We start from the raw sequence: 13,276 nt of genomic DNA on the forward strand, positions 1-13,276 counted from the left end.
AACTACGACAGCGTGGCGACCGAGGCGGGCGCGGCGGGGATCGTGCGCACCGCCCGCGACGAATTCGGCGCCGTGCACGGCCTGATCAGCAATGCGGGCATCCTGCGCGACAAGGGATTTCAGAACATGACCACCGCCGAGTGGGATGCGGTCGTGCAGGTCCATCTCTATGGCGGCTACCACGTCGTCAAGGCGGTCTGGCCGCACCTGCGCGAGCAGGGGTACGGGCGCATCGTGGTCGCCACGTCGACCAGCGGGGTGTACGGAAATTACGGGCAGTCCAACTATGGAGCCGCGAAGGCCGGGCTGGTCGGCCTGATCAATACCCTCGCCATCGAGGGCCGCAAGTACGGCATCCTCGCCAACGCGATCGCACCCATGGCGGCCACCCGCATGACCTCCGACATCGCTCCTCCGGAACTGCTGGCGAAACTTCCGCCCGCGCAGGTCGCACCGGTCGTCGGATACCTGGTCAGCGACGAGTGCACCGACAGCGGTTCGGTGATCGTGGCCGGAGGCGGTCAGGTGCACCGCGTCCAGTACTTCCAGTCGCAGGGCGTGGCCTTCGACGGGACGCCGACCATCGACGATATCGCCGAGCGGTGGAAGGACATCACCGACATGACCGCGGCGCAGCCCGGCGTCAATCCGGTCGGCTGACACCGGCGACGAAATCCTCAGCAGGACATCCAGATACGAAATCGGAAGGTGAGCGAGTTGGCACAGGAGAACCTCGTGGTCGTGGGGGCGTCACTGGCGGGCCTACGGGCGGTCGAGGCTGCCCGTAAGACCGGATTCGACGGTGACATCACGCTCATCGGTGCCGAGCATCACCTGCCCTACGACCGGCCGCCGCTGTCGAAGGCGTACCTCGACCAGTTGCCCGCAGGGGAGTCGCCCGCGTCGACGCTCTTCCGGAGCGCGGACATGCTGCGTGACGAACTCGGCGTCCAACTCGAACTCGGTTTCCCTGCAACGGGTTTGGACACAGAATCCAAGCAGGTCGAGATCGGTGATCGAGCCGTCCGATACGACGCGCTGGTCATCGCCACCGGAGCCGACGCGCGAACTCTGCCCGGGTCGGAGCACCTGGCCGGCGTGCACACGCTGCGCACCCTCGACGATGCGGTGGCGGTCCGGGAAGCACTCGACGCCGGTGCGCGGACCGTGGTCATCGGCGCGGGTTTCATCGGCTCGGAGGTCGCCGCCGGCGCTCGTAAGCGTGGTCTCGACGTCACCATCGTCGAGGCGCTGCCCACGCCGCTCGTTCGCGCGGTCGGCGAAACCATGGGCGTGGCCTGCGCGTCACTGCATCAGCGACACGGGACCGATCTGCGATGCGGTGTGGGCGTGAGCGCGGTGGAAGGCAATGGCAGCGTCGAGCGGGTGCTGCTCACCGACGGCACCGCGATCGACGCCGACCTGGTGGTCGTCGGTATCGGCGCGATCCCGGCCACCGGATGGCTGGAAGGCTCGGGGCTGCGGATCGACAACGGCGTCGTCTGCGATGAGACGCTGTGGACCGGAGCCGAACGGGTATACGCCGCAGGCGATGTCGCGCGATGGCACAATCCGCTGTTCGATCGGCCCATGCGGCTCGAACACTGGACGAGCGCGGCCGAACAGGGCGCGGTCGCCGCCCGCAACGCCCTGGACCCCCGTGCTGCCAATCCGTATCAGACCGTGCCCTACTTCTGGTCGGACTGGTACGACAGCCGAATCCAGTTCGTCGGTGTGCCCACCGCGGACGAAATCCGAATCGTGGATGGTGATCTCGCCACCGACGGACGCTGTGTGGCCCTGTATCGCCAGGGCGATCGACTGGCCGGAGCGCTCACCATCAACGGCCAGAACGTCATCATGAAATACCGCGGCTTGATCATGCGGAAGGCGACCTGGGACGAGGGCCTCGCCTTTGCGGCGAGCCGTCGCGCCGCCGCGCCGGCTCTATAACCCTTACAGGTGCCGCGTGTGTCGAATACGGAGGCGCCCCTGACGATGTAGGAGGTCGGTGGGATGTGCTTGGGATGTGGGGTGGCGGCGCTCGCGGGTGCGGCGGAATCGCTGTGGCGCGTAGAAATACGGTTCGACGACAGTGTGGGGGAGATCCGCCTCGAATACGCCGCGACGGCATCGGAGGCGCGGCACTTCTGCACGGCCATGACGCAGCGCGGACGTCGCGTCACCGTCGACCGAAGGGTGCGGAAAGGCCTGCGGCCACTACCGTGCCGTGATCTGTGGAGCTACGGATAGTGGACGTGCACTCCAACACGAGCGGCCGTTCCGGTAACCCTAGTATTTAATCTATTTTCTAATATGATGGTCAGAAGGCCGGCTGACCACAGTGTTAGCGACAGTAGAGCAGACCGTCGAAGTGCCCGGGCGCTGTCCGCGGGCTCACGACCTCCAACGAAGTAGGTAGGGAATGAACGAAGCACAACTGACCCGCAGGATGCAGGGCAAGGTCGTGGCCATTACCGGCGCGGCGCGAGGAATCGGTCTGGCAACCGCCAAGGCCCTGCATCGCCGCGGCGTCAAGATCGTCATCGGCGATATCGACGAGGCCGCCGCCGTGCAGGCTGCCGCCGAGCTCGGAGGCGACGGTGTCGAGGCCGTACGGGTCGACATCACGGACGAAAAGTCGTTCGCCGCCTTTCTGGCTCGGGCGGAAGAGCGGTTCGGTCCGCTGGATGTGCTCGTCAACAATGCGGGCATCATGCCGATCGGGCCCTTCCTCGACGAGGCGACGACGCTGTCCAAGCGGGTGCTCGATATCAATGTCGCGGGGCCGATGATCGGCATGCGCACCGCGCTGCCCGGGATGCTCTCGCGTCGCCGCGGACATATCGTCAATGTCGCCTCGATCGCCGGAACCGCGCCGGTGCCAGGCGGACTCAGCTACGCAGCCAGCAAGGCCGCGGTCATCTCGATGACCGAGTCCGCTCGCGTGGAGTTCGCGGGCTCCGGTGTCTCGTTCACCTGTGTACTGCCGTCGTTCACCAACACCGAGCTGGTCGCCGGTACCAAGGGTACGAAGTTGCTCAAGAATCTGGAGCCGGCGGAGGTGGCGGAGGCCATCGTGCGCGCGATCGTGCTGCGCAAACCGGATGTGTATCTGCCCGCGGTCCTCGGCCCGATGGTGCGGACGCAGCCGTTGATCGGCCGGAGGCTGCGGGACTGGATGAACCACCTGCTCGGCGCCGACACCGCGTTCCTGAGTTTCGACCATGCGGCGCGTAGTGGTTACGACGCTCGGATCAGCGGCGCGCCCGCGGCGGACGCCTCCGCGCAACAGCCCGCCGACACCACGGCGAAGCAGCCTGCCGCCAAGCCCGCACCGGCGAAGAGAACGCCGGCGAGGTCCGCACGGAAGTGACATCGCCGGACACGAAAGGGTGGTCCGCTCCTCGGAGCGGACCACCCTTTCTCGTTTCTCGATGCTGTTGTCCACGCTGCCGGGGCAGGTCCGAAGAACTCCAGAATCTAACGTGAAGAAGATTTCATAGTTGAACGCTATTTCAATTCTGGATAGCATGAAATCGGCCTGGTCGGCTGAGCCGGGCAGCATCGGGCATGGAGAGGTTGTCGATGATTGATCATGAAATCCAGCTGGCGGATGTGGAGCTTTCCCGCCGGATACAACTGTTCTGCGCGTGGTGTGGACCCGCCTTCGTTGTTCTGCTGTTCGGAGGGTGGGGTTTGATGGGCGGGTTCATCCCGCTCATCTCGGCCGCGGACAGTCCGGCGCAGGTGGCCGCGCGGTACGGAGAGGACGTCGCGCTGCACAAGATCGGGCTGCTGCTCGGCATGATCGGCGTATTCTTGACGATCCCTTACTTTTTCGTCATCAGCATGCAGTTGCGGCGGATGGAGCGCCGAATTCCATCGCTGGCCATTCTGCAATTCGCCTCGGGCATTATCGTGACCGTCGTCCTGATGATTCCGATGCTGCTCTTCATCGGCGGAGTGTTCCGGCCCGATCGTTCGCCCGAGCTGACCCAGCTCATGAACGACATCAGCTACGTCATGCTGATCCTGCCGTGGCCGCCGATTCTCGGTCAGCTCGGCGCTATCGTCGTGGCCGTTCTCACCGATCACAACGACAAGCGGATCTTTCCCAAATGGGTTGCGTGGTACAACGTTTGGGTCGGATCTCTGCTGCTGCCCGCCAGCCTGATCATCTTCTTCAAGACGGGCGTCTTCGCCTGGACCGGAATCATCGGCTTCTGGATCCCGGCCGCGGCGTTCGGAATCTGGTATCTGGTCATGACCTGGGTGGTCATTCGCGCGATCGAAAACGAGGCGGCCGCCGAACGCAGCCGGCATGCGGTCGTCTGATCTCTGAAGAAAGAAGAAAAGGGGCTCTCGCGGCCGATCGTGCGCCGCGAGAGCCCCTTTCATCTCATCGACGGGACTTCGCCTCGACCCGCATCGCTGTTTCGGCGGCGAGCTTTCCGGGCAGAGCGCAGACACCACCGACGGGATGTGTTCCCGCACCGCTGAGGTAGAGGCCGTCGACAGGCAGGCGATAGGCGCCCAGTCCCGGCGCGGGTTTCATGGGTCCGAAGCGGGTGATCAGCGGATCGACGTGGTAGACGTTTCCGGCGGGGGCGTTGAAGCGCGCCTCGATGTCCGGCCCGCCGAGCACCGCCCGGTCGATCTCCAGACTGTCGAGCCCTTCGTAATACTGTGCGCAGTCACGCAATACGGCGTCGCCGATCTTGTCACGCACGTCCGCCCAGGGCTCCCGTGGCGTCACGGGGATGACACCGGACCACAGGTAGAAGGTGCTCTGCCCGGCGGGCGCCTGCGAGGGGTCGACGGCCGAGGGGATCATCGAGCAGCTGACCGGGACGGGGTCGGGCCATTCGCCGCGTACCACGGCGTTCCAGGCGGCGTCCTGCTGTTCGAGGGTGTGCCAGGCCGCGAGGTAGCCGCGCAGATCGAGATCGTTCCCGCGCCACTTTTCATGGCGTTTCATCGAGACCTCGCCCTTCAAGGCGACGTTGATCTTGAGCGAGGTGGCGTGGGTCTTGCGAATGGGGATGTCCTTGGCGCGCACGGTCAGTGTGCGGTCCAGCGCCCCTTCGGGCAGCAGCTCATTGAGCGTGATGACCGGGTTGCAGGTGCTGATGATGCCTTTGCGCGCCCGCACGATCTGGTCGGTGTCGAGCTTGACCGCGGTGGCCCGGCCATTCGAGAGAACGATTTCCGCTACGCGGCAACCGGTGTGGACGCTGCCGCCGTGCGCGGTGAGATAACGCTCCAGAGCCGCGGGCAGGGAGCCGGTGCCGCCGACGGGCATGGCATTCGGGATCTTCTGCACGACACCGAGATAGATCATCGCCCAGGCGGTCATGTCCAGGCGCATCTGCGAGAAAGCGGCCATGGCCGCCAGCGCGCCCTTGGGCAGTTCGGATTCGAAGGTCTCTTCGAGGAATTCGGTGTGCGAAGCGGTCGCCAGGTGCCGCAGCGAATACAGCCGCTTGGGGTGCCGCGCCGCCCGGGCGAGCGCCTTGCCCATCTCTTTCGTCCACGGCCGCAACGGATGTGCCTTCATATAGGCGATGACGAGGTCCATCGCGGGGTCCAGCGCATTCGCCAGGTCCAGCCACGCCTCGGCGTCCCGCTTGGAGAAGCGACGCAGCTCATCGGCGGTCTTGCGCGGGTCCTTCCAGATTGCCAAAGAGCTCCCGTCGGGTGCGAGCTGCACGTGTGCGGGATCGACGGAGATCATCCGCAGGCCGTACTTGTGCAGCTCGAGATCATCCGCGATGCCGGACATTCCGAAGATCCCGGTCGCCTGGATGGCGCCCTCGTTGAACAGATGTTGTGGCGCGCTCGGCAGGATCGCAGTGGTGACGGTCATTCCGCCGATCTGCGAGGACGCGTCGAGCACGGTCACCTGATGCCCTGCGCGGGATAGGTAGCAACCTGCGGTCAAGCCGTTGTGACCAGCGCCGATGACCACGTAGTCGGTCTCGCGAGGCAGCGGGCCGGCGAGGTGGGGTGTGTCTGGGTTCATACGACAATCATTCACAAAGAAGAATGATTTTTCAATCATGAAACTTTTTTCATTGTAGAAAACTTGCCGACTCGCCGGTGCGAGCACGGCACCCTGCGCCGGCCGCCGAGTCAGGGCAGGTGTTTGCGACCCACCGGCCGCGCGATCGCCCTTCAGTGGATCGTCGAGGCGCGATTCCAGGCCTCCACGGCGTCCGCCGGGGTCAATCCGAGCGCCGCCAGCACGTGCAGGCTGAAGGCCCGGTCGTCCTGGGGTGTCTTGTGACCCGCGAGGATCTCGCGGATGAGCGCCAATGCGGCGCCCATCACCGCGGATACCGTCACCTCGATATCCACCACGACAAAGCGCCTACTGGCGATGCCGCGCTCGACGGCCGTGCGCGCGTACGGGTGAATGGATCGTAGAAAGAGCGCTTCGGCGTGGTTGAGATTCACCAGCAACTGGGCGAAGTCGGGATCGGTGTCTGTCAACCGCATGAATCGGACGATCGCACCGACGACGACCGTGGCGGGGTCCGCGTCGATATCGGCCTCCGGGACACTGCTTGCCGCCAGCTCGGCGAGGGTTTCGCCGAGCACCGCATCCACCAGTTCATCCTTGGACGCGAAGTGGTTGTAGAACGAGCCCAGCGCGACGTCGGCGCGCTCGGTGATCTCGTGAATGCGCAGGCCCTCGACACCTCGCTCGGCGATCAGCCCTCGCCCGGTATCGAGGAGGCTGCGGCGGGTCAGTTCGCGCCGCCGACCGTTGCGGGTCAGTGGACGGGGCGGTTCCGTGTGTTCCACAGGTAGATCCTCTCGGAGCTGCGGCTGCTCGCGTCAGTATTGTGAACATGTTTTCACTATTGAAATGCCTTTCAATCTAAGCTAGCTTCAAATGTGACGCCGCACACGGTGGACAGAGAGTAGTGATGGAGGCCCCTTTGTTGACAACGCTGTTAGCGACGACGATCCCGCAGCCGCCCGTCGAGGAGGTGATGCCGAAGGGGCCGGAGACGTTCTTCAACATCTTCATCTTCATTCCGCTCGGCGTGACGATCCTGATCGCGCTGCGCGGACTGCTGAAGGGTAGAGGGCCGGTCCTGCTCTTCTGCCTGATCGGCGGACTGTTCGCGGCGATCTGGGAGCCGCTGGTCGATGTGCTCGGCATGTGCTTCTTGAAGGAGAACGGAGCACTGGGCACATTCACGGTGCTCGACCGGACGATGCCGCTCTACATCGTGTTCGTCTACCCGTGGTACGTAGGCGGCCTCGGATACCTGGCATCCAAACTCTTCGCCCGTGGAGTCACGATGCGGAACCTGTTCGCGATCTGGGCCATGGACTTCGCCATCAACATCGTTCTGGAGACGCCCGGCATCACGGCCAAGACCTACCTCTACTACGGCCATCAGCCGTTCAATTTCTGGGGCTTCCCGCTCTGGTGGGGCTTTGTCAACCCGCTGATGCCGATGCTGGCCGGTGCCGTGATCTACAAGATCCTGCCCCACCTGGACCAGGCGTGGAAGCTGCTCGCGGTCATCGCCGCCATTCCGATGGCCGACGGCGCAGCCAACGGTGCCGCGGGCTGGCCAGTGTTCGCGGCGCTGAATCAGCAAGAAGTGTCGTACTTCTGGACCTACTTCGCGGCTTTCGCCACGTTGGGTCTCGCGCTGTTCGTGGTGTGGCTGATCGGTATCGCCGTCGCCCGGCCCGCTGCCGAGGCCGGCGACGAGTCACTGTTCCGAAAAATCATGTCCCTGAACTCCCCCGAAGTGTCGGCCGCGCCGGTCGCCAGTGCCCGCTTCTGAGCAGAGAGACTTACGATGTCCGTCGAAATTCATTCGCCCGCAACAGATCTGCTGCGTCCCCTGCCCGCCGAGGGCGAGCAGTGGGATCCGCACACCATTCACACCTACTACTTCGGCTTCTCAGTTCCCGAGGCGGCGATCGGCGCGTTCGTCTACCTGCGGCTGCAGCCGGCCTTTCCGCTCTCGCAGGGTGGCGTCTGCCTCTTCCAGGGGATGGACAATATCGAGTTCACCGATATGGCCTTCCTCGACTACGAGATCACGATGCCCTGGCCGGTGATCGCGGACAACACGATCACCACCGATAACGGACTGGTGATCGAATTCCTCGAGCCCGGCCACCGGATCCGCGCGAGCTATCAGAGCGATGACGCTTCCTTCGACATCGTCGCCGAGGCGGTAACGCCGCTACTCGCGCGCGGTCATGTCATGCCGGGTGAGGAAGACCATCATTCCGTGGGGCGAAGCCCTGGTGGCAGTGAGCAATTCATGCATGTCACCGGTGAGTTGACGCTCGGCGGTGAACGGTATCCGGTCGACTGCTTCGCGCCGCGTGACCGATCGTGGAATCAAGTGCGGGTGGAGAAGCGCGGCGCCGTGCCGGTGCCGCCGGTGGGCTGGTCGCCCATGTACTTCGGACCGGATCTGATCTTCAACCAGATCAGTTTCGAACCGTTGGACACCGATCCGGCCTGGGCGGGTCTCTACGACGTCGGCGACCGCCCGTCGCACCACTACGCCTGGATCCGGCTGGGAGAGGAGACCCGGTCGATCACCCGGGTGCGGCGGAACGTGCTCGAGTACCACCCGGACCTGCATATGGCGGTGCGGCAGGAGATCGAGGCCGAGGACGAACACGGGACGATCCATCGCTTCCGTGGCGAGGCCATCGCGGCCGCGAACATCCCGGCCTGGCCCAACGCGGCGTTCCGCGACAGCGTCTTCCGGTGGGAGGACGAGCACGGGCGAGTCACGTATGCGACATACCAGGAGATCTGGTTCGACCGCTACCAGCAGGCGATGAAGCGCCGCGCAGTCGCCGGACACCGGTGATCCGAACACATTTCGATTCAGTCGACGAAAGACGAGATTCATGACAAGGCACACGAACGGGCACGAGTTCATCGTTGCCGGAACAGAAAGGAAGGGCCGATGACGAACCCGCTGCACGAGATCGGTTCTCCCGAGACTGCGTGGACGACGGTGAACACCCGGGAGAACTTTCCCGGGGTGGCAACCCCGCTGGGCTGGACCTTCTGGCGAGACCCGCTGGAGTTGGGCATGAAGGGCGCGTTCTGCGACCTGGGGGTGCTGCCGCGTCGTGCCGTGACAGTGCCCGAATCCGTCGATGACCGCTTCTCCGCTGCGGTTTTCGGCCGGTTCGCCGCAAATATCGACTGCTTGCGTCGGGCTGCGGACCTGATGCCGGGTACCTCCGGCGATGCACTGGAAGAGCAGTTGCTCGGTTCGGTTCGCCCCGGGGTGGAAAGCCATCCGTCCATGCGGCGGTACCCGATCATCGCGGGCAAGATGGGCTGGACCGTGCTGCGGCTACCTGCCCGGATCCGGCGGCTGCGCGCCGATACCGATCGATGGTGGCGTACGGTCACCGCGCCAGGTGGCATCCCTGATGCCGCCGCGGCGCGAAAGGTCCTGCTGGAGGCCGCGCAGCGCTTCGAGGACGTCATGTGCCCGCACTCAATCGTGACATTGCTGGGCACCGGAATCTTCGACCAGATCAGCGAAATCGCCACCACCAGTGGGAATTCCAACCTGTCCACCTCGCTGATCACCGGCTTCGGCGATGTCGAGGAGGCGAAATCCGCCGGTCAGCTCTGGCAGGTCTCGCGCGGCGAACGATCCCTCAGCGAGTTCGTGGCGGACCACGGCTACCACGGCCCGGTGGAGGCAGAAATCTCCTCGCGTTCTTGGCGCGAGGACCCGACACCTTTGCAGCGCCTGGTCACCACCTACCGGGGCTTGCCGGAGTCCTCGTCGCCCTTCGCGCGCGCGGAACGGCAGCGCGAGGAACGGGCCGCTGCCGAGCGCAGCGTGTTCGCCGGACTCGGCGCCCTCGACCGGCGCAAAGCGCGGATGGTGCTGAATATCGCCCGGCGTTATATTCCGCTTCGCGAGGTCGGTAAGGCAGCGTTCGTACAGACCATCGATGCTGCCCGGGCTGCGGCTCGGGTCATCGGCGCGGACCTGGTGGCGCGAGGCCTGTTGCGCTCCGCCGACGACGTGTACTACCTGACCTTCGACGAGATCACCGGTGAGCTCCCGGCCGATTGCCTTGCACGCGTGGACGAACGGCGGGCGAGCTTCAACGAGTACGTCGCTCTGGTGTTGCCCGACCAGTGGGTCGGGGTTCCCGTGCCGCAGCGGAGCAGAGCGGCGGAACCGGAGGACGTCACCGAGGTTCGCGGGATGCCGGTGAGCGCCGGCACGGTCGAAGGGATCGCGCGCGTCGTCCATGACGCCGATGCCGGTGACCTGGAGGACGGCGAGATCCTCGTCTGCGCCACCACCGATCCCAGCTGGGCATCGTGCTTCCTCGTCGCCGGGGCAGTGGTCATCGATATCGGTGGACCGCTCAGCCATGGTGCGATCGTGGCACGGGAGATGGGCATACCGTGTGTCATCAACACCGGAAACGGTACGCGCGCAATCAAAACCGGTGATCGACTGCTGGTCGACGGTTCCACCGGGCTGGTCCAGATCCAGGAACGCGTGGCGGAGAACGCCGTACAGGAGGTCGGCTGATGACTGCCGAGATTCGCGTGCTGCAACAGGTGCGCTTGAAGGGGCGGCCGCGAGCCACCGAGGTCGCCGACGGCGCCGGGCTCTTCTTGGACTCCGTGACCGAGGTGCTCGGCCCGCTGCTCGAGAGTGGCTGGGTGACCGAAACGAATGGACGGGTGAAGATCACCGCCGAAGGCCGGACCAGGCTCTCGTCGTTGATCGAGGCGGAACGCGCAGACCTCGATCTCGAAACTTTGTCGGTCGCGTACCACCGGTTCGATGATTTCAACTCCGGATTCAAACAGTTGGTGGCCGACTGGCAGCTGAAGGACGGCAGCACGCCCAACGATCACAGCGACGCACAGTACGACGCCGCCATCATCGGCCGACTCGAGGTCCTGCATGAACAGTTTCTTCCACTCCTGCGCGGCATGTGCGCGATCGCACCCAGGCTGGCACCGTACGCCCACCGATTCTCCGTCGCCTTGGCCAAGGTTCTCAGTGGCGAGCACGGATGGCTCGCCAGGCCGCTGATCGACAGCTATCACACCGTGTGGTTCGAACTGCACGAAGACCTTATCGGATTGACCGGCCGCTCCCGCGTGGAGGAAGCGGCCGCGGGGAGAGCAGAATGACGACGACCACAACCCCCTCGATCAGTGTCCTGACCTTGGACGGCACCACAGGCGCGGACCGGGAAGTACTGGGCGGCAAGGCATTCAGCATCGAGCAGATGCGCGAACTGGGAATTCCCGTACCGCAGGCCTTCGTCCTCACCACCGAAGTATGCCGACGCTACTACGCAGACGACCGGCAACTGCCCGCCGACGTGTGGGCCCAGATTCCGGACGCGATGGCACGGCTGGAGGAGACCACCGGCCGCAGATTCGGTGATCCACGACGCCCGCTCTTGATCTCGGTCCGCTCGGGCGCTGCCACCAGCATGCCCGGGATGATGGACACCATCCTCAACCTCGGCATGACCGATGACATCGAGCGAGCCCTGGCCGAGCAGAGCGGTGATGCCGCATACGCCGCCGACACCCGCCGCCGCTTCCTCGAACAGTTCGAACGTGTGACAGGCGTCGCCGCACCCGTCGATCCTTGGGAGCAGTTGCGCCAGGCCGTCGTCGCGGTTCTGGAGTCTTGGCACTCGACGCGGGCAATCGCGTTCCGGCGCGACCGTGGTCTGTCCGACACGGGCGGAACTGCCGTGACAGTACAGGCAATGGTGTTCGGCAACCTGGACGATGCATCCGGCACCGGTGTGCTATTCACACGCAACCCGCTCAGCGGCACCCCGGAACCGTATGGTGAATGGCTGCCGCGCGGGCAAGGCGAGGATGTCGTCTCCGGCCGCGCCGACGCGTTGCCTCTCGATTCCCTGGCAACCACCATGCCGGATGTCCACGCGGATCTGATGCTCGCCGCTCGACGCCTCGAGGGACAGGGCCGGGACGTGCAGGACATCGAGTTCACCGTGGAGAGCGGTCGGCTGTGGCTGCTGCAGACCCGAAGCGCGAAGCGCACGCCGGAAGCCGTGGTGCGGCATGCGGTGCAGCTGCAGAACGAGGGACTGATCAGCGTGGAGGAGGCCCTCGAACGGATCGATGTCCAGGATGTGGAAGCATTGCGGACTCCGCATCTGGACCCGACTGCGGTCGCGGCCGAAAAGACCGTGGCGAGTGGAAAGCCGGCCTGTCCCGGTATCGCTTCGGGTGTCGTTGTCAGCGACGCCGACGAGGCCGAAGAGCGCGCGGAGCGCGGTGAGTCGGTGATCCTCGCCCGGCCGACGACCGACCCGGACGACGTCGCCGCTATGTCGGTGGTCGCGGCCGTGCTGACCGAATTCGGCGGGTCGACGTCACATGCCGCCGTCGTGTGCCGAGAAATGGGGGTGCCGTGCATCGTTGGGTGCGGCCCCGGCACCGTCACCAGCCTGGTAGGCAAGACCGTCACTGTGTGCGCGACCACCGGCGCCGTCTATGAAGGCCAGTTGCCCATCGTCTCGACCTCAGAGCGCGAAGACCCAGATCTCGCGCAGGTATCGGACTGGGTCCGGGGCGAAGCCGGGGCCGAATGGACCGGAACTCTCTCCGAACTGCTACGGCAGCGGGCAGAGGCACGAAACCGAGACGGTCGATGCATGTCGTGACTGCGAGCTCGGGTCGGCGTATCCCGGGTGAGGTCGGCGTCTGGGTATTCATACTCGGCGATATGCTGACGTTCTCGGTGCTCTTCGCGACTTTTCTGTACTACCGCGCGAAAGACACTGTGCTGTTCACAGAATCGCAGCGGGCCTTGAACCAAGATTTCGGCGCCGCCAATACGGTGGTCCTGCTGTTCAGCTCGCTGCTGGTGGTACTCGCTGTTCGTGCGGTGCGTACGCAGAGTCCGCTTGCGTCATGGTTCATCATCGGTGCAATGACGTGTGGAGTCATATTTTCCACCCTGAAGGTCATCGAGTACGGCCAGAAGGTCCATGCCGGCATAACGCCTTCGACGAACAATTTCTTCATGCTCTATTTCGTCATGACCGGGTTGCACTGGTTTCACCTGATCGTGGGCATGCTGGTGTTGTCGGCGCTGCTCGTGTTGAGTCGTAAGCCGGCCCTCACCGCGCGGCAGAGTGCGTTCTTCGAGGGTGGCGCCTGTTTCTGGCACATGGTCGATCTGCTCTGGATCGTCCTGTTCCCCCTGCTGTATCTGGTGAGGTGACG

12 protein-coding genes are annotated in these 13,276 nt (G+C 64.7%); 10 read left to right on the forward strand and 2 right to left on the reverse strand.

Annotation, left to right across the window (positions count from 1 at the left end; genetic code table 11):
• From ACFXN1_RS15430 to ACFXN1_RS15445, 4 genes are all read left to right on the forward strand, one after another.
• Nucleotides 1-660 (forward strand): SDR family NAD(P)-dependent oxidoreductase (locus ACFXN1_RS15430; protein WP_379463602.1); only part of this gene is annotated, 660 nt, incomplete at its 5' end.
• Between the two features lie 57 nt (nt 661-717).
• Nucleotides 718-1,953 (forward strand): NAD(P)/FAD-dependent oxidoreductase, encoded by a 1,236-nt coding sequence (locus ACFXN1_RS15435; protein ID WP_379439417.1) that lies wholly within the window; start codon nt 718-720, stop codon nt 1,951-1,953.
• Between the two features lie 472 nt (nt 1,954-2,425).
• Nucleotides 2,426-3,376: an SDR family oxidoreductase gene (locus ACFXN1_RS15440; RefSeq protein WP_379439373.1), complete on the forward strand. Its 951-nt coding sequence runs from the start codon at nt 2,426-2,428 to the stop codon at nt 3,374-3,376.
• A 212-nt stretch (nt 3,377-3,588) separates the two neighbouring features.
• Nucleotides 3,589-4,338 carry a hypothetical protein gene (locus ACFXN1_RS15445; RefSeq protein ID WP_379439374.1) on the forward strand — a complete coding sequence of 250 codons (750 nt, stop codon included), beginning with the start codon at nt 3,589-3,591 and terminating at the stop codon, nt 4,336-4,338.
• 64 nt (nt 4,339-4,402) lie between these two features.
• Here the strand turns inward: ACFXN1_RS15445 and ACFXN1_RS15450 are convergent, their stop codons facing one another.
• The gene (locus tag ACFXN1_RS15450) at nt 4,403-6,025 is read right to left on the reverse strand and encodes a phytoene desaturase family protein (RefSeq protein ID WP_379439418.1); all 1,623 of its coding nucleotides are present in this window, start codon (nt 6,023-6,025) and stop codon (nt 4,403-4,405) included.
• A gap of 152 nt (nt 6,026-6,177) precedes the next feature.
• Entirely contained in the window at nt 6,178-6,810 is a 633-nt protein-coding gene (locus tag ACFXN1_RS15455; RefSeq protein ID WP_379439375.1) for a TetR/AcrR family transcriptional regulator, read from the reverse strand.
• A gap of 137 nt (nt 6,811-6,947) precedes the next feature.
• Here ACFXN1_RS15455 and ACFXN1_RS15460 point away from each other — a divergent pair, with 137 nt between their 5' ends.
• From ACFXN1_RS15460 to ACFXN1_RS15485, 6 genes are all read left to right on the forward strand, one after another.
• The gene (locus ACFXN1_RS15460; RefSeq protein ID WP_379439376.1) at nt 6,948-7,814 is read left to right on the forward strand and encodes a hypothetical protein; all 867 of its coding nucleotides are present in this window, start codon (nt 6,948-6,950) and stop codon (nt 7,812-7,814) included.
• A gap of 15 nt (nt 7,815-7,829) precedes the next feature.
• Nucleotides 7,830-8,867, forward strand: coding sequence for a tyrosine protein kinase (locus ACFXN1_RS15465; protein WP_379439377.1), 1,038 nt, complete (start codon nt 7,830-7,832; stop codon nt 8,865-8,867).
• Between the two features lie 99 nt (nt 8,868-8,966).
• Entirely contained in the window at nt 8,967-10,577 is a 1,611-nt protein-coding gene (locus tag ACFXN1_RS15470; protein ID WP_379439378.1) for a PEP-utilizing enzyme, read from the forward strand.
• A gap of 95 nt (nt 10,578-10,672) precedes the next feature.
• A complete protein-coding gene (locus ACFXN1_RS15475) occupies nt 10,673-11,191 on the forward strand; it encodes a hypothetical protein (protein ID WP_379439379.1) in 519 nt (172 codons plus the stop codon).
• Nucleotides 11,188-12,711: a pyruvate, phosphate dikinase gene (locus ACFXN1_RS15480; RefSeq protein WP_379439380.1), complete on the forward strand. Its 1,524-nt coding sequence runs from the start codon at nt 11,188-11,190 to the stop codon at nt 12,709-12,711. Before ACFXN1_RS15475 ends, ACFXN1_RS15480 begins: the two co-directional genes overlap by 4 nt.
• The gene (locus ACFXN1_RS15485; protein ID WP_379439381.1) at nt 12,699-13,274 is read left to right on the forward strand and encodes a cytochrome c oxidase subunit 3; all 576 of its coding nucleotides are present in this window, start codon (nt 12,699-12,701) and stop codon (nt 13,272-13,274) included. The genes ACFXN1_RS15480 and ACFXN1_RS15485 overlap by 13 nt, the downstream gene beginning before the upstream one ends.
• Nucleotides 13,275-13,276: the final 2 nt, after the last annotated feature.

It is taken from the genome of Nocardia sp. NPDC059154 (genome assembly GCF_042755705.1).
Lineage (GTDB): Bacteria > Actinomycetota > Actinomycetes > Mycobacteriales > Mycobacteriaceae > Nocardia.